Source organism: Aquabacterium sp. (assembly GCF_035476535.1).
Classification (GTDB): Bacteria; Pseudomonadota; Gammaproteobacteria; order Burkholderiales; family Burkholderiaceae_C; genus Pseudaquabacterium.
In genome coordinates this window covers 12,559-27,755 of the sequence record NZ_DATILJ010000299.1, presented here as the reverse complement: position 1 = coordinate 27,755, position 15,197 = coordinate 12,559, and the positions used below count along the sequence as shown (strand labels likewise).

Sequence of the window (15,197 nt, the reverse complement as noted above, 5' to 3'; positions counted from 1 at the left end):
CACTTTGGCATTCCGTCTTGTCACGCTGAATCTGAACGGCATCCGCTCCGCGGCCAACAAGGGCCTGCTCGCCTGGGCGGAAACAGTGGGCGCCGATTGTATGGGTGTGCAGGAGGTCAAGGCCCAGGCCGCCGACGTGGCCGGCCGCTTCGAGCAGCTGGCCGGCATGCAGGGCCATTTCCACTACGCCGAGAAGAAGGGCTACTCCGGCGTCGGGCTGTACGCGCGCAAGAAGCCCAGCGAGGTCATCGTCGGCCTGGGCAACGCCGAGTTCGATGCCGAGGGGCGCTATGTCGAAGCCCGCTTCGACGCCCCCCAACGCAAGCTCAGCATCATCAGCTGCTATTTCCCCAGCGGCTCATCGGGCGAAGAGCGCCAGGCCGCCAAGTTCCGCTTCCTCGACATCGTCTACCCGCACCTGCTGGCGATGAAGGCCGAGGGCCGCGAGTTCATCCTGGTCGGCGACATCAACATCGCGCACAAGGAAATCGACCTGAAAAACTGGCGCAGCAACCAGAAGAATTCTGGCTTCCTGCCCGAGGAGCGCGCCTGGATGACCCGCCTGCTCGACGAGGCCGGCCTGGTGGACGTGTTCCGCACGCTGAACCCGCACCCCGAGCAATACACCTGGTGGAGCAACCGCGGCCAGGCCTGGGCCAAGAACGTGGGCTGGCGGCTGGATTACCACCTGGCCACGCCCGGCATCGCCGCCAAGGCCACGCGCGAGGCCATCTTTCTGGACCAGCGCTTTTCCGATCACGCGCCGCTGATCGTCGACTACGACTTTCAGCTCTGAACTTCCCGCTTCGCCTGGCGGTGGCCGGACCGTCGGGCGTGAATCCCGGGGCATGCGATAGCCATGTCGCCATTGCCATCGAGGATGAATTGCACATAATATGTGCACACGCATCCAGGCCGCTGCCATGAACATCACACTGTCCGTCGACGAACGCATTGCCGAGCAGGCTCGCGCGGCCGCTGCCACCCTGGGCAAGAGCCTGAACCAGGCCGTTCGGGACTATCTCGAACAACTGGCTGGCAGCGAGCAACTGGCGTCGGAGTTGCGCGCCTTCGAGCAGTCGGCACTCGATACGCCCGGCCGCCTGGACGGCTGGCACTTCGACCGCGAGGAAGCCAATCGCCGTGCGTAGCCTGCTGGACACCAACGTCCTGGTCTATGCCGACGCCGCCGACGAACCGGTGAAGCAGCAGCGTGCCATTGCGCTCATCACCGAGTTGCGCCGCGCAGGAATGGCCGTGTTGGCCACCCAGGTGCTGCAGGAGTACGTGAACGTCGCGGTCCGCAAGCTGCACCTGCCTCCTGACCTGATCCGCGAGCGGATCGGCTTCTACCGTCGCTTCGAGATGGTCGCGACCTCGGCGGACCTGATCGCCGGCGCGTTGGACCTGCATGTCCTGCGCAGCGTGTCCTTCTACGACGCGCTGATCATCCAGGCCGCCGCCGTCAGCGGCTGTCAGCGCGTGCTGAGCGAGGACATGCAACATGGCGCCATCTTGGGCGGTGTGCGCATCGAGAACCCGTTCGCCGGTGCATGAGGACGGGTGAACGGTGTCGCGTGCTCGCCGCGAGCGCTCCTTTGGCGATCAAGGCACTTTTGCCAGGGCCAGCAGTTGCTGCTCCAGCAAAGGGCCGAGCGTCTGGGCCAGCAGGGCTTCGCGCCCGGCGGCCCCGGTGAAGGCATCGAACTGACCCGACAAGGCCAGGTGCGCGAAACCGTGCACGACCGACCAGATCGCCAGCAACGCATGCGATTGAGCCGGCGACAGCGGTGTCGGCTGCGGCAGGCCGAAAAGATCGCGCACACCGCGCTCGAGCACCTCGAACGCGGCATGCGCGCTGCGCTCCAGCGCGTCGTCCTTGTGCAGGCCGCAGCGGAACATCAGGCTGAAGCGGCCCGGGTAGCGCATCGCAAAGCCGACGTAGCCCACGCCCTGCTCGCGCAGCCGCGCCACCGGGTCATCGCCGCCGCGGGCATTGCCGGCCTCCAGCGCCGCGGTAAGGCCGTCGAAGGCCAGTGTCGCCACGGCTGACAACAGGCCTTTCGCGTCACCGAAGTGGTGGGCCGGCGCTGCCGGCGACACGCCGGAGCGGCGCGCCACCTCGCGCAGCGAAAAGCCTTCCAGCCCGCGCTCGGCCAGCACGGCCTCGGCGCCTTCGATCAGCGCTTCGCGCAGCGCGCCATGGTGGTAGGCGTCGCGTGGGCTGGCCGCGGGGGCGGGCGGGCGGGTGGGCTTGGTCACGGGCGGTGGGTGAGGGAGAACGGCGACAGGCGGATTGAACTTGACACTGTTCAAATTCTAGCTTAGCGTCACATCTGAACAATGTTCAGATGAATCGCTGCAGCGCGATCGCTGCGCCGGAGATCCCATGCCAAGCCTTGCCGCCCTCACCCCCGACCTGACCTTGACGCCGCGCCAGCCGACGCGCGCTCTTGCCCTCCTGCCGCTGCGCGCCTGGCCTGCCGAGTTGCTGTCGCGCGAACGCCGCCTGGCGCTGTACGGCGCCCTGCTGCTGGTGCTGCTGCTGCCGATGGCCCTGGCCTGGGGCCTGGACGATCGGCTGCTGCGCGGCGCCAACGTCTGGATCAAGCCGATGAAGTTCGCCGCGTCCATCGGCCTGATGGCGCTGACCACGGCCTGGTTCATCGGGCACCTGCCGGCCGAACGGCGCAGCAGCCGGGCGGTCGCAGGGATCGTGTGGCTGCTGATCGGCGCCGGCAGTTTCGAGCTGGCCTACATCACGCTGCAGGCCGGTCTGGGCCAGGGCTCGCACTTCAACGTCGGCGATGTCTGGCACGCCACGATGTACACGCTGATGGGCATTGGGGCCGTCGTGCTGGCCGCGACGCAGCCGATGCTGGCCTGGCAGCTGCTGCGTCACCCGGACGGCCATCGGCCGGTGGCTTACCGCCAGGCCGTGATGCTCGGTCTGCTGCTGAGCTTTGTGTTCGGGGCCGGTGTCGGCGGTCTGCTCTCCAGCCAGCAGCCGCCCGATGGCGGCGCCACCGTGCCGCTGCTGGGCTGGGCCCTCGGCGGCGGCGACCTGCGGCCGGCGCACTTCGTCGGCATCCACGCTGCGCAATTTCTGCCGCTGATCGGCTTTGGTGCCGTCATGCGGGGCGGGCGGCGCGCGCAGGGCGTGGTGTGGCTGGCCGCTGCGCTGTATGCGCTGCTGTTCGCCGCCCTGGTGGCCTGGGGCCTGGCGGGGCCTGCCGGGTGAGCGAGCGCCTGCAGCCCGGCTCCTATACTCGCCCACCGGCTGCAACGCTGATCCCCGACCCGCCCGCCCATGCAACCCGTGCTGCGCAGCCTGCTCGAGACCGACCTCTACAAGTTCACGATGTGGCAGGCCATGCTGCATCGGCACCCGGCGGCGCAGACCGAGTACGTCTTCATCTGCCGCAATGCCGGCAGTTACCCGCTGACCGACCTGATCGCCGAGCTCAACGAGCAACTCGATCACCTGTGCAGCCTGCGCTTCACGCACGACGAGCTGAGCTACCTGCAAGGCCTGCGCTTCATCAAGAGCGATTTCGTCGACTTCCTGCGCATCTTCCAGTTCCAGCGCGACTTCATCGAGGTGCGCAACAACGACGGCGTGCTGGAGATCATCGCCCGCGGCCCGCAAGTGCATGTGATGGCCTTTGAGATCCATGTGCTGGCCATCGTCAACGAGTTGTACTTCCGCCGTTTCGATGCTGCCGCTGCACTGGCTGAAGGCCGCCGCCGGCTGGCCGAGAAGGTGCAGATGCTGCGTGCCTTTGGCCGCGAGCCAGCGCGCCGCAACCCCTTCGAGTTCTTCGATTTCGGCGTGCGCCGGCGCTTCTCGGGCAGCTGGCACCGCGAAGTGGTGGCCACCCTGCAGCGCGAGGTGCCCGAGTACTTCAAGGGCACTTCCAACGTGCTGCTGGCGCGCGACCTGAACCTGGTGCCCATCGGCACCATGGCCCACGAGTACCTGCAGACCTACCAGGCGCTGGGTGTGCGGCTGCGCGACTTCCAGAAGGCCGCGCTCGAATCCTGGGTCCAGGAATACCGTGGCGACCTGGGCGTGGCGCTGACCGATGTGGTCGGCATGGACGCCTTCCTGGCCGACTTCGACCTCTACTTCGCCAAGCTCTTCGACGGCCTGCGCCACGATTCCGGCGACCCGGTGCTGTGGGGCGAAAAGGCGCTGGCGCATTACGCGAAGCTGCGCATCGACCCGAACACCAAGCGCCTGGTGTTCAGCGACGGGCTGGACCTGCCGCGGGCGTTTGCGCTTTACCGCCATTTCGCCGACCGCGTGCAGCTGGGCTTCGGCATCGGCACCAATCTCACCAACGACATGGGCCTGCACACGCTGCACATCGTGATGAAGCTGACCCACTGCAACGGCCAGCCGGTGGCCAAGCTGTCGGACAGCCCCGGCAAGATCCTCTGCGACGACCAGACCTTCCTGGCCTACCTGCGGCAGGTGTTCAGGCTGCCGGACAGCCACCCAGCCTGAGTCAGTCAATCAGTCAGTCTTGACGCGTTGGGTGACGCGGCGCATCATGACAGCAAGCAACTGATGCTTTGATGCCATGAGAACGACCGTCACGCTGGATCCCGATGTCCAGGCCTTGCTACAGAAGGCCATGCGCGAGCGAGATGCCTCGTTCAAGCAGGTGCTCAACGATGGCCTGCGGGCCGGCTTGGCAGCGCGCCGGGCCAAAACCGTCGCGCCTTTTAGCCAGCAGGTGTTTTCGATGGGCACGCCGCTGGTCGAACTGACCAAGGCCACCGCCTTGGCCGCCGAACTGGAAGACCAGGTGCTGGCAGCGAGGCTGCGCGAAGGTCGATGAAGCTGCCCGATACGAATGTGCTGATCTACGCGGCCAACCGCGACGCGCCCCAGCAAGCGGCTGCGTCACGCTGGCTTGGCGAGGCCTTCGATGACGGCGGTGGCGTGGGACTGAGCTGGCAGGCGCTGCTCGGCTTCATCCGCATCTGCACGCGCCACGGCATCCTGAGTCGTCCGCTGACGGTCGAGCAGGCGCTGCAGGCGGTCGACGGCTGGCTCTCGCATCCCGCCGCGCGCGTGCTCGAGCCCGGCGCGAAGCATGCCGCCTTGCTGGGCCGGCTGCTGATCGGCGCAGGCACTGCCGGCAACCTGACCAGCGATGCCCATCTGGCGGCGCTGGCCATCGAGCACGGCGCCATCCTCGGCTCCTTCGATCGTGACTTCGGTCGCTTTGCCGGCCTGGGCTTCGAATGGCTGCAGTAGTCCGCACCAGGCCGTGGGCCGCACCCACGGCACGCTAGGCTGCGGCTGAATTTTTTCCGCGGCAAGATCGACCCCTTGCCTGTCCAGACAAGCTGCTCCACACCCGTCCACACAAGGGGGAACCCGACGATGAAATACCTGCACACCATGGTGCGCATCACCGACCTCGAGGCCTCGCTGCGCTTCTACCGCGACGCGCTGGGCCTGGAGGTGATCTCGCAGAAGGAAGTGCCGCAAGGCCGCTACACGCTGGTGTTCCTGGCCGCGCCGGGCGACAGTGCCGCCCAGGTCGAGCTGACCTTCAACTGGGACCCCGAGGCCTACACCGGCGGCCGCAACTTCGGCCACCTGGCCTATGCGGTGGACGACATCTACGCCACCTGCCAGCGGCTGATGGACCATGGCGTGACCATCAACCGTCCGCCGCGGGACGGCCGCATGGCCTTCGTGCGTTCACCCGACAACATCTCGATCGAGCTGTTGCAGGCCGGCGGCGCGCGGCCTCCGGTCGAACCCTGGGTCTCGATGCAGAACGTCGGTTCGTGGTGATCCGCGCGCCACAATCGCCGCACTCTTGCCACCCCAGCCGGTCGCCTGCACGCACCGGCGCCGAGCATTCGCCGAGGAGATCTGCCGCATGAAGATTCGCCAACTCGCCACGCTGCTCGCCGCAGCCGCGCTGCTGACGCTGGGCGCCGCCGCGCAGGCCGTCACGCTGCGCGTGTCCAACGTCGGCGATGCCGTGTCGATGGACCCGCACTCGCTGAACGAATCGCTGCAGCTGAGCTTCACCGCGTCGTTCTACGAGCCCCTGGTCGGCCGCGGCAAGGACATGGGCATCGTGCCCCTGCTGGCCAAGAGCTGGAAGCGCAATGCGCCGACCGTCTGGCGATTCAGCCTGCGGCCGGGCGTGAAATTCCACGACGGCACGCCGTTCACGGCCGACGATGTGGTGTTCAGCTTCAAGCGCGCCGCCGGCGATGGCTCGGACCTGAAGGCGGCGATCTCGTCGATCAAGGACGTGCGCAAGATCGACGACTTGACGGTCGAGCTGGAGACCAGCGCGCCGAACCCGATCCTGCCCGAGGCGCTGACCACGGTGTACATCCTCAGCAAGAAGTGGTGCGAGGAGAATCGCGCCGAAAGACCGGTGGACAAGCGCAAGGGCATCGAGAACCAGGCCAGCTTCAAGGCCAACGGCACCGGCCCGTTCCGACTGCGCGAGCGCCAGCCCGGCACGCGCACCGTGCTGGTCCGCAACGGCAGCTACTGGGACAAGATCGAGAGCAACGTCGACGAGGTGGTGTACACGCCGATCGGCAATGACGCCACGCGCGTGGCCGCGCTGCTGTCCGGCGAAATCGACCTGATGGAGCCGGTGCCGGTGCAGGACGTCGAGAAGCTCAAGAGCGCCGGCTTCACCGTGATGCAAGGCCCCGAGCTGCGCACCATCTTCCTCGGCATGGACCAGAAGCGCGACGAGCTGCTGTCGTCCAGCGTCAAGGGCAAGAACCCGTTCAAGGACAAGCGCGTGCGCCAGGCCTTCTACCAGGCCATCGACATCGAGCCGATCCGCTCGCGCGTGATGCGCGGCGCGGCGCTGCCCACCGCGCTGATGGTCGGCCCCGGCGTGCGCGGCTTCGCGCAGGACATGAACAAGCGCCTGCCCTACGACACTGAAAGCGCGAAGAAGCTGCTCGCCGAAGCCGGCTACCCGCAGGGTTTCGAGGTGACGATGAACTGCCCGAACGACCGCTATGTCAGCGACGGGCCGATCTGCCAGGCGGTGGCCGCAAGCCTGGCGCGCATCGGCGTCAAGATCAACCTGCAGGTCGAATCGAAGGCCACGTACTTCCCGAAGATCCTGCGCCGCGACACCAGCTTCTACCTGCTGGGCTGGACACCGTCGACGACCGATTCGCACGACGCGCTGTTCAACCTGATGGCCACGCCCACCGCGGCCGGCCAGGGCCAGTTCAACCTCGGCGCCTACAGCAACCCCAAGCTCGACGAGCTGACGCTGAAGATCCAGAGTGAACTCGACGAAACACAACGCAACGCGCTGATCCGCGAGGCTTTCAAGGTGCATGCCGACGATGTCGGCCACATCCCGCTGCACCAGCAGGCTTTGGCCTGGGGCATGAACAAGAAGGTCAAACTCACCCAGTTGGCCGACAACCGCATGTTCTTCAAGTGGGTAGTGCTTTCGCCGAAGTGAGCCGGTGATCGTTGAAGGGGAGGCCCCGGGATGGCGCTGCAGCAACTCACCGACGAACAGGTCCGCGACTGGAGCCGCCAGCAGAAGGACGAGTGGTGGTTCAAGAATGTGTTCCGCGGCGACATGCCGCAGCTCACCTTGCGCTCGGGGCTGACGGGATTTTTACTCGGCGGCATCCTGGCGGCCACGGCGCTGTACATCGGCGCCAAGACCGGCATCGGCATCGGTGTCGGCCTGACCTCGGTGATCCTGGCCTTTGCGATCTTCCGCATCCTGCACAGCGCCGGGCTGGCGGCGGACTTCACGATCCTGGAGAACAACTGCACGCAGTCCATCGCCACCGCGGCCGGCTACATGACGCAGCCGCTGATCTCCAGCCTGGCGGCCTACATGCTGGTCACCGGCATCGTGATTCCGTGGTGGCAGATGATGATCTGGCTGATCGTCATCGCGCTGATCGGCGTGCTCGTCGCCTTCCCGATGAAGCGCCGCTTCATCAACGACGACCAGCTGCCCTTCCCCGAGGGTCGCGCCAGCGGCGTGGTGCTGGATTCGCTGTACACCGGCGCGGCCGCGGCCGGCATGTTCAAGGCCCGGCTGCTGGGCTGGACGGCGGCGGGCACGGCGGTGTGGCAGGCGCTCGTCAGCGACGGCTGGATGAAGCTGCTGCAGTTCAAGCTGCTGCGCCTGCACCAGTGGGCCGGCCTGAAGGAACCGTGGGCCATCCACGAGCGGCTGGACACCTACTACTACCAGTTCGCCGCCAAGGCCGGCGCGATGATCCCGAGCATCGGCGGCGTCGACATCCGCCAGCTCGGCCTGCGCCTGACGCTGGACGCCGCGATGCTGGGCGTCGGCGGGCTGATGGGCATTGCGGTGGCCACCAGCTGCGTGCTGGGCGCCTTCATCAACTTCGTCGTGCTGGCGCCGATGATGATCAATGCCGGCGACATCGTCGCGCGCATCGGCCCCACCGGTGCGCCGGTGCCGATCTCGCGCGCCGAGATCGTCAACCAGTGGTCGCTGTGGTGGGGCGTGGCGATGATGGTCGTCGGCTCCATCGTCAGCCTGCTGGCCAAGCCGGAGCTGTTCAGCTCGGCCTTCAAGTCGGTGGCCGGCAAGCGGGCGCCGGCCGGGGGCGGTGCCGATGTGCTGCGCCACATCGAGCTGCCGCTGATCGTGTCCTACATCGGCGTGCCGCTGCTGAGCCTGCTGGGCGCCTGGATCACCCATGTGTTCTTCGGCGTGCCGATGCTGCTGGCGCTGGTCTCGCTGCCGCTGATCTTCGTGCTCACGGTGATCTGCACCAACTCGATGGCGCTGACCTCGTGGACGCCCACTGGCTCGCTGTCGAAGATCACGCAGTTCACGATGGGCGCGATCGACCGCAGCAACCCGGCCAGCAACCTGCTGCCGGCCGGCATGACGGCGGAGATCGCATCGAACGCCGCGAACCTGTTGTCAGACATCAAGCCCGGCTACATGCTCGGCGGCAAGCCGCGCCATCAGGCGGTCGGCCATGTCATCGGCATCGTCTCCGGCGTGCTGGCCTGCGTGCCGCTGTACTTCCTGCTGTTCCTGCCGGCCGATGCCAACGGTGTGCGCTCGGCCGGCACGATCGTCTCCGACCAGTTCGCGATGCCGGCCGCGCTGCAATGGAAGGGCGTGGCCGAGATCATCGCCAAGGGCCTGAAGGGCCTGCCGGCCTCGGCGCTCATCGCGATGGGCGTGGCCGCGGTGTCGGCGCTGGTGATCGAGCTGGCGCGGGTGGCCACCAAGGGCCGCTTCCCGCTGTCGGCGGTGTCGATCGGCCTGGGCGTGGTGCTGCCGCCCGAATCGACGTTTGCGATGTGGGTCGGCGCGCTGATCTTCTGGGGCATGGCCGCGCGCCACAAGCAGGCCGGCACGCGCGGCCACACCGTGTGGGTTGAAGGTTATGAGGCCATCTGCGCCGGCCTGATTTCCGGCGCGGCGCTGATGGGCATCGGCAACGCGATCATCAATGTGCTGATCGAGTAGCGGCAGCGCCCCGTGGCGCAACAGGAGCGAAGATCATGGCGATCCAGATGAGCTACCGGGTACTGACAATGGGCGCACTGGCCCTGCCACTGACCCTGCACGCACAGGTCAGCAGTTATGACCCGGCGACCAGCGTGCTGACGATCCCCACGGTCAGCGTCGGAGCCGCCACCTTCAGCAACGTGAGCTTGCTGAACACCGGCAACTACAGCTTCTCGCTGACCGGCGCCACGGCCCAGCTGCCCGCCGGCGTGGCGGTGGCCCGCTTCGACCCCGCCACCAACCTGCTGACGCTGCCGGCGGTCAAGGTCGGCGCGGTGACTTTCCTGAACGTCACGCTGCTGAACGACGGCAACTACAACTTCGCACTGCAGACCGCCGAGGCGCTGCCGGCCGACACCCTGGCCGGGGTGACGGCCTTGCTCCAGGCCGCCGACGGCCTGTATGCCACGGCCATGCCCGCGTCCGGCGCGGCCCGCATGCAGCTGGTCGATGCCTGCTACCTGCACGACGGCCGCAACCGCGACTGGCTCGTCAGCGACACCGACAGCAGCGTCGCCGACTACCAGGCCCGCGAGGGCTACAGCGTCGGCCGCAGCAGCACCAACCTGCAGGTGCTGGCCTCGCGCCACAGCCACAACGCCGACGGCAGCATGCGCACCGAAGTGGATCTGCAGTACGACATCCACTACCCCGACGGCTCGACCGACATCGGCCTGAAGTCCACGCTGATCAGCGGCAGTTCCAGCGGCACGCCCTACTGCAACACCGCGCAGACCGGCAGCAACTGGCGCTTTCTCGGCAACCAGAAGGTCGTGCACACCTCCGTGCGGGCCCGCAACATCCGCGACGAGCGCTACAGCCTGAGCACCGGTGCGGCGCAGTCGCCGGCGGTGACCTACCGGCGCGAGCTGCGCTGGTTCATCACCGATCCGCTGGGCCATGCCACCTATGTGATCGTCAAAGGCCCCGGACCGACCGGTCAGATCAACGGCGTCAGCACGCCGTTTTCGCTGAAGCTGCTGTCGCCGCGCGTGATGCGCAGCGCGCCGGAGCTGCTGGGCAAGGCCGGCAACTACCTGAACTGGCGTGACGACGACAGCTTCCGCTACTGCCAAGCCAGCGGCGGCGCCAGCTCGGTGCCGCCGGTGGTCGGCGCCGCCGACTGCGCCGGCCAGGGCACGGGCGGCGACAACTGGGGCTTCACGACCTCGACACCGAATGCCGCGGCCGACAGCAGCTACGCGGCCCAGGGCTTCGTGGCCGGCGGCACCTATGTCTTCTCGGTCTACAACGACGACGGCTGGAAGACCGTCAACGGCCATGTCGGCCGCACGCCGATCGCCACCTACAGCGCGACGCTGGACAAGCTGTCGTACAGCTTCGTCGAGATGGCCGGCAGCGGCACCAGCGCCGACAAGTTCCCGCGCCTGAGTTTCGGCGGCCAGTCAAAGGTCCAACTGCGCAACAACGTGATGAGCGCCGCGCCAGTGCCGGTGAACCTGAGCTGGACCGCGCTGGGCGGCGTGTCGGACACCCGTGCTTTCCGCCTGTACCAGGCCTGGGAGTACTTCTCCGGCGCCAAGCTGGGCAACCTGGCCGGCGCCAGTTTCCCGGCCTACCGCTACATCCGGTTCGCCTACCCCGGTAGCACGGCCGTCAGCTATAGCGGCCTGCCGGTGTCGGCCCGGCCGTCCGAGCTGAACATCAAGACCTACACCGAGTTCAACCTGCAGTACCTGGACCGCAATGACAGCGAGATCTTGAGCCGCGTGTCGTTCTTCTGACGGTGGGGCGAGGCTAGCGCGGCACCCGTCCGGTCACCGGGTAGACCGGATCGGTGTAGCCCGGCGTCGAGGCATGGCCGGCCGGCACCAGGGCGCTGACAAAGGCTTCATCTTCCGCCGACAAAGTGAGCGTCCAGGCGCCGAGATAGTCCTGCCACTGCGCGGCGGTGCGCGGGCCGCCGATGACGCCGTTGACCAGGCGGTTGTTCAGCACCCAGGCGATGGCCAGCTGGCTGGGGGTCCAGCCGCGCTGGCGGGCATAGTCCGCAAAGTGCTGGGACAAGGCCAGCGACTCGGCGCGGTATTCGGTCTGCAGCAGGCGCTTGTCGGCCCGCGCGGCGCGGCTACCGGGTTCGGGGCGCGCATCGGGCGCGTACTTGCCGGTCAGCACGCCGCGCGCCAACGGGCTGTAGGCCACCACGCCCAGGCCGTGGTGCGCGCAGCAGGGCAGCAGCTCGGTCTCGATCTGGCGGCTCATGGCGTTGTAGGGCGGCTGGCAGGCGATGGGCGCGGGCACGCCCATCTGCCGCGCGGTCTCGACCAGCTGCGCCACGCGCCAGGCACGGAAGTTCGAGACGCCCCAGTAGAGGATCTTGCCGGCCTCGATCAACCGGCCGATGCCGTGCACGGTTTCCTCCATCGGCGTGCTGTCGTCGTCGCGGTGCAGGTAGTACAGGTCGATCCAGTCGGTGCCCAGCCGGCGCAGGCTGCGCTCGGCCGCCTGCATCAGCCAGCGGCGCGATGTGCCGCGCTCGTTCGGGTCCTCGCTGGCCGGGTTGGCAACCTTGGTGGCCAGCACCCAGCGCGAGCGCTCGGCCTTCAGCAGCCGGCCGACGATGCGTTCCGATTCACCGCCGGCATAGACGTCGGCCGTGTCGATGGCGTTGAGCCCGGCCTCACGCGCGGCGGCGACGATGCGCGCCGCTTCGGCTTCGTCGGTCTGGTCGCCGAACATCATCGTGCCCAGCCACAGCGGCGAGGTCTTCAGGCCGCTGTGGCCGAGGGGTTGGTAGGCAGGCAGTGGCGTGGTCATGGCGGGAGGGAGGGGTAGGGGCAGGTCGATGTTCATCGGGACAGGGATCAGACGCCGGCTTTGGCCAGCACGACAACGGAGACACCGCGCGCCGGGCGCAGCGCATCGGCGTTCTGGTAGGAATGCGGCAGGTTGCCGGGGAAGGCCAGCACTTCGCCGGCCTGCAGCGCGTAGCGCTCGCCCGCTACCATCAGATGCACGCGGCCATCGAGGCAGCTGAAGAACTCGCGCGTGCCCGGCAGGTGCGGCGTGCCGCCCATCACCGCGCCGGGCTCGAAGTCCATCAACTCCATCATTTCGTCGGGCACCGGTTCGGGCACCAGGTCGCGCACCTGCACGCCGCGGCCCTTGCTGCGCGCGGCCACTTCGTCGGCCGGCCAGTGGCGCACCAGCGCACGGGGTGCGGCCAGCAGCTCGTCGATCGGCACGCCCAGCGCGGCGGCCACCTTCACCAGCACCGCCAGCGAGGGGTTGCCGGCGCCGGATTCGAGGTTGGCGATGGTCGAGCGCGGCAGCGTGGTGCCGCGGGCCAGCTGCTGCTGCGTCAGCCCGCGGGCGTGGCGCAGGCTGGTGAGGTTGCGGGCCAGGTGCGTGGCGGTGCGGTCGGCGGCCGGCGGCGTTGCCGATGTTGGCGGATCAGGGGAAGGCAGGGCGACCATGCTGCCATTCTGCGCGCCCCGGGTCAGCCGAAGGCAGCCGCACGCGAGGGGATGCAGGCAAGTGGCAACGCCAGGTTTCACTGCGCGGCCGGCCGTGTCCAGCGCATCGAGCAAACGCCAAGCGGCTGGACATCGCGCTGGCCGCGCCGGCGTGGCGCGCCTACCGTGGCAGCACAGCCACCGGAGACCCACATGAACCACCCTGCCCCCACCTTCACCGGCCTGCGCGTCGCGCTGACCGGCGGCACCTCGGGCCTCGGCCTCGCCCTCCTGCAGGCCTTGCGCCAGCGTGGTGCCGAGCTCGCCTTCGTCGCCCGCACGGCCGCCCAGGTGGCCCGTGTTGCGGCCGCCCACCCCGGCAGCCACGGCATCGCCGGCGACGTCGCCGACAAGCAGCAGACGCATCCGATCGCGCTGCAGCTGAGTGCCGCGCTGGGCGGCATCGACCTGCTGATCCACAACGCCTCCAGCCTGGGACCGGTGCCCTTGCGGCCGCTGGCCGACACCGAGTGCGAAGCGCTTGAGCTGGCCCTGGCCACCAACCTGCTCGGCCCGTTCCGCCTGACCCGTGCGCTGCTTGGCGCGCTGGCCGCGTCGGTCCGCGAAGGCCGGCCGGCGGCCGTGCTGCACATCGGCAGTGACGCGGCCCTCACGCCTTACGCCGGCTGGGGTGCGTATGGCGCCAGCAAGGCCGCGGCACGGCATCTGGCGGCGATCTGGGACGCCGAACTCGCGGCCTCGGGCATCCGCGTCTTCGAGCGCGACCCCGGCGACATGGACACGCCCTTGCACGCGCTGGCCGTGCCCGATGCCGACCCAGCCACGTTGCAGCCGCCGGCGCGCGCCGCCGAGGCCTTGCTGGGCTGGCTGGCCGAGGCCTGGCTCGCCCCCGCTGTACCGGAGGCCACACGATGAAAGCCGCGACGCACCCGATCCAGCGCCCGCACGACGCCCGGCTGCTGCAGATCGACGAACACGGCCGGCTGCAGCACCACGCACGCAGTGCGCTGCCCGACCTGCTGCGCCGCGGCGACCTGCTGGTGGCCAACGACGCCGCCACGCTGCCGGCCAGCCTGCACGGCCAGCATGGCCGCAGCGGCACGGCGATCGAAGTGCGGCTGGCCGGCCGCCCCACGCTGGCGGTGGACGCGGTGCGCGACTTCAGCGCGGTGGTCTTCGGCCCCGGCGATCATCGTCAGCGCACCGAAGAGCGCCCGCCGCCGCCGCCGCTGGAACCTGGCGATGTGTTGTTGCTGGGCCCTTTGCGCGCCCATGTGCGCCGGCTGCTGGGCCACCCGCGGCTGATCGCGCTGCGCTTCGAGGGTGTGCCCGACACCATCTGGGCCGGCATCGCGCGCCATGGCAGGCCGGTGCAGTACGCCTACCTGGCGCAGCCGCTGGCGCTGTGGGACAGCTGGACCCGCATCGCCGCGCTGCCGGTGGCCTTCGAGCCGCCGTCGGCCGGTTTCCTGCTGGACTGGGCGCTGCTCGATGCGCTGCGTGCCGCCGGCATCGGCTTCGCGACGCTGACGCATGCCGCCGGCCTGTCGTCCACCGGTGATGCCGCGCTGGATGAGCGGCTGCCGCTGGACGAGCCCTACCGCATCCCGCCGGCCACGGTGGCCGCGATCGAGCGCACCCGTTCGGCCGGCGGCCGCATCGTCGCGCTGGGCACCACCGTCACGCGGGCGCTGGAGCACGCGGCCGAACAGGGCGCGCTAGAGCACCCTGCCGAACAGGGCGCGCCGGCGCACGCCACCGGATCCGGCGCGCTGCAGCCCGGCGAAGGCCTGGCCACCAACCGCCTGTCGCGGCACACGCCGCTGCGCATCGTCGATGGCCTGGTCAGCGGTGCGCATGAGCCGGGCAGCAGCCACCATGCGCTGCTCGGCGCCTTCACCGACGGGGCCACGCTGGCGCGCATGGACGCGGCGCTGCACACCGCCGGCTACCGCGGCCACGAGTACGGCGACTCGGTGCTGCTGTGGCGTGTTGGCCGCAGATCGCAGTGCACTGTGTCGCAAACAGGACTCAGCCACACGTCGTAAGTAGGGCTGCTCGGGCTGGGCTTGACGGGCCGGCGCTATATTGGCGGGGCTGTACGTCGCCACCAGGCATCACAAGAGTCAAGGGAGCCGCGCCATGCGCGCACGACAGTGGGAGTGGGGCCCTGGGCCCCAGCCATGCACCGACGCAGCCTGGCGTCGCGCGC

At 68.7% G+C, this 15,197-nt stretch carries 16 protein-coding genes; 13 read left to right on the top strand and 3 right to left on the bottom strand.

Annotation, left to right across the window (positions count from 1 at the left end; genetic code table 11):
- The first annotated feature begins 4 nt into the window (after positions 1–4).
- The 3 genes from VLK61_RS28850 to VLK61_RS28840 all read left to right on the top strand — a co-directional run bounded on the left by VLK61_RS28850 (position 5) and on the right by VLK61_RS28840 (position 1,557).
- Entirely contained in the window at positions 5–796 is a 792-nt protein-coding gene (locus tag VLK61_RS28850; protein ID WP_325426581.1) for an exodeoxyribonuclease III, read from the top strand.
- A 127-nt stretch (positions 797–923) separates the two neighbouring features.
- Positions 924–1,151, top strand: coding sequence for a DUF6364 family protein (locus VLK61_RS28845; protein ID WP_325426579.1), 228 nt, complete (start codon positions 924–926; stop codon positions 1,149–1,151).
- Positions 1,144–1,557 (top strand): PIN domain-containing protein, encoded by a 414-nt coding sequence (locus tag VLK61_RS28840; protein ID WP_325426577.1) that lies wholly within the window; start codon positions 1,144–1,146, stop codon positions 1,555–1,557. The genes VLK61_RS28845 and VLK61_RS28840 overlap by 8 nt, the downstream gene beginning before the upstream one ends.
- A gap of 48 nt (positions 1,558–1,605) precedes the next feature.
- On the opposite strand, the gene VLK61_RS28835 is transcribed toward VLK61_RS28840, so the two are convergent.
- Complete coding sequence (locus tag VLK61_RS28835; protein ID WP_325426575.1) at positions 1,606–2,262, bottom strand: TetR/AcrR family transcriptional regulator; 657 nt, start codon at positions 2,260–2,262, stop codon at positions 1,606–1,608.
- A gap of 127 nt (positions 2,263–2,389) precedes the next feature.
- On the opposite strand from VLK61_RS28835, the gene VLK61_RS28830 reads away from it, so the two are divergent.
- The 8 genes from VLK61_RS28830 to VLK61_RS28795 all read left to right on the top strand — a co-directional run bounded on the left by VLK61_RS28830 (position 2,390) and on the right by VLK61_RS28795 (position 11,293).
- Entirely contained in the window at positions 2,390–3,241 is an 852-nt protein-coding gene (locus VLK61_RS28830) for a hypothetical protein (protein ID WP_325426573.1), read from the top strand.
- 69 nt (positions 3,242–3,310) lie between these two features.
- Complete coding sequence (pncB, locus tag VLK61_RS28825; RefSeq protein WP_325426571.1) at positions 3,311–4,510, top strand: nicotinate phosphoribosyltransferase; 1,200 nt, start codon at positions 3,311–3,313, stop codon at positions 4,508–4,510.
- Positions 4,511–4,586: 76 nt separating this feature from the next.
- Complete coding sequence (locus VLK61_RS28820) at positions 4,587–4,847, top strand: hypothetical protein (protein ID WP_325426569.1); 261 nt, start codon at positions 4,587–4,589, stop codon at positions 4,845–4,847.
- The gene (locus VLK61_RS28815) at positions 4,844–5,269 is read left to right on the top strand and encodes a TA system VapC family ribonuclease toxin (protein ID WP_325426567.1); all 426 of its coding nucleotides are present in this window, start codon (positions 4,844–4,846) and stop codon (positions 5,267–5,269) included. Before VLK61_RS28820 ends, VLK61_RS28815 begins: the two co-directional genes overlap by 4 nt.
- Positions 5,270–5,398: 129 nt before the next feature.
- Positions 5,399–5,818, top strand: a complete 420-nt coding sequence (locus VLK61_RS28810; protein WP_325426565.1) for a VOC family protein — start codon at positions 5,399–5,401, stop codon at positions 5,816–5,818.
- 88 nt (positions 5,819–5,906) lie between these two features.
- Entirely contained in the window at positions 5,907–7,487 is a 1,581-nt protein-coding gene (locus VLK61_RS28805) for an ABC transporter substrate-binding protein (protein ID WP_325426563.1), read from the top strand.
- Positions 7,488–7,517: 30 nt separating this feature from the next.
- On the top strand, positions 7,518–9,506 hold the full coding sequence (locus VLK61_RS28800; protein WP_325426561.1) for an OPT family oligopeptide transporter: 1,989 nt from the start codon (positions 7,518–7,520) through the stop codon (positions 9,504–9,506).
- Between the two features lie 35 nt (positions 9,507–9,541).
- Complete coding sequence (locus VLK61_RS28795; RefSeq protein WP_325426559.1) at positions 9,542–11,293, top strand: hypothetical protein; 1,752 nt, start codon at positions 9,542–9,544, stop codon at positions 11,291–11,293.
- A gap of 13 nt (positions 11,294–11,306) precedes the next feature.
- On the opposite strand, the gene VLK61_RS28790 is transcribed toward VLK61_RS28795, so the two are convergent.
- Positions 11,307–12,326, bottom strand: coding sequence for an aldo/keto reductase (locus VLK61_RS28790; RefSeq protein ID WP_325426557.1), 1,020 nt, complete (start codon positions 12,324–12,326; stop codon positions 11,307–11,309).
- Positions 12,327–12,373: 47 nt separating this feature from the next.
- A complete protein-coding gene (locus tag VLK61_RS28785; protein WP_325426556.1) occupies positions 12,374–12,985 on the bottom strand; it encodes a helix-turn-helix domain-containing protein in 612 nt (203 codons plus the stop codon).
- A 192-nt stretch (positions 12,986–13,177) separates the two neighbouring features.
- Between VLK61_RS28785 and VLK61_RS28780 the strand changes: the two genes are divergently transcribed.
- Both VLK61_RS28780 and VLK61_RS28775 read left to right on the top strand, forming a co-directional pair.
- Complete coding sequence (locus tag VLK61_RS28780) at positions 13,178–13,900, top strand: SDR family NAD(P)-dependent oxidoreductase (protein WP_325426554.1); 723 nt, start codon at positions 13,178–13,180, stop codon at positions 13,898–13,900.
- A complete protein-coding gene (locus VLK61_RS28775; RefSeq protein ID WP_325426552.1) occupies positions 13,897–15,033 on the top strand; it encodes an S-adenosylmethionine:tRNA ribosyltransferase-isomerase in 1,137 nt (378 codons plus the stop codon). Before VLK61_RS28780 ends, VLK61_RS28775 begins: the two co-directional genes overlap by 4 nt.
- Positions 15,034–15,197: the final 164 nt, after the last annotated feature.

Coding starts and splice junctions, on each gene's coding strand:
- VLK61_RS28845 (WP_325426579.1), top strand. CDS start 924: ATGAACATCACACTGTCCGTCGACGAACGCATTGCCGAGCAGGCTCGC.
- VLK61_RS28830 (WP_325426573.1), top strand. CDS start 2,390: ATGCCAAGCCTTGCCGCCCTCACCCCCGACCTGACCTTGACGCCGCGC.
- pncB (WP_325426571.1), top strand. CDS start 3,311: ATGCAACCCGTGCTGCGCAGCCTGCTCGAGACCGACCTCTACAAGTTC.
- VLK61_RS28820 (WP_325426569.1), top strand. CDS start 4,587: ATGAGAACGACCGTCACGCTGGATCCCGATGTCCAGGCCTTGCTACAG.
- VLK61_RS28815 (WP_325426567.1), top strand. CDS start 4,844: ATGAAGCTGCCCGATACGAATGTGCTGATCTACGCGGCCAACCGCGAC.
- VLK61_RS28810 (WP_325426565.1), top strand. CDS start 5,399: ATGAAATACCTGCACACCATGGTGCGCATCACCGACCTCGAGGCCTCG.
- VLK61_RS28805 (WP_325426563.1), top strand. CDS start 5,907: ATGAAGATTCGCCAACTCGCCACGCTGCTCGCCGCAGCCGCGCTGCTG.
- VLK61_RS28800 (WP_325426561.1), top strand. CDS start 7,518: ATGGCGCTGCAGCAACTCACCGACGAACAGGTCCGCGACTGGAGCCGC.
- VLK61_RS28795 (WP_325426559.1), top strand. CDS start 9,542: ATGGCGATCCAGATGAGCTACCGGGTACTGACAATGGGCGCACTGGCC.
- VLK61_RS28790 (WP_325426557.1), bottom strand. CDS start 12,326: ATGACCACGCCACTGCCTGCCTACCAACCCCTCGGCCACAGCGGCCTG.
- VLK61_RS28785 (WP_325426556.1), bottom strand. CDS start 12,985: ATGGTCGCCCTGCCTTCCCCTGATCCGCCAACATCGGCAACGCCGCCG.
- VLK61_RS28780 (WP_325426554.1), top strand. CDS start 13,178: ATGAACCACCCTGCCCCCACCTTCACCGGCCTGCGCGTCGCGCTGACC.
- VLK61_RS28775 (WP_325426552.1), top strand. CDS start 13,897: ATGAAAGCCGCGACGCACCCGATCCAGCGCCCGCACGACGCCCGGCTG.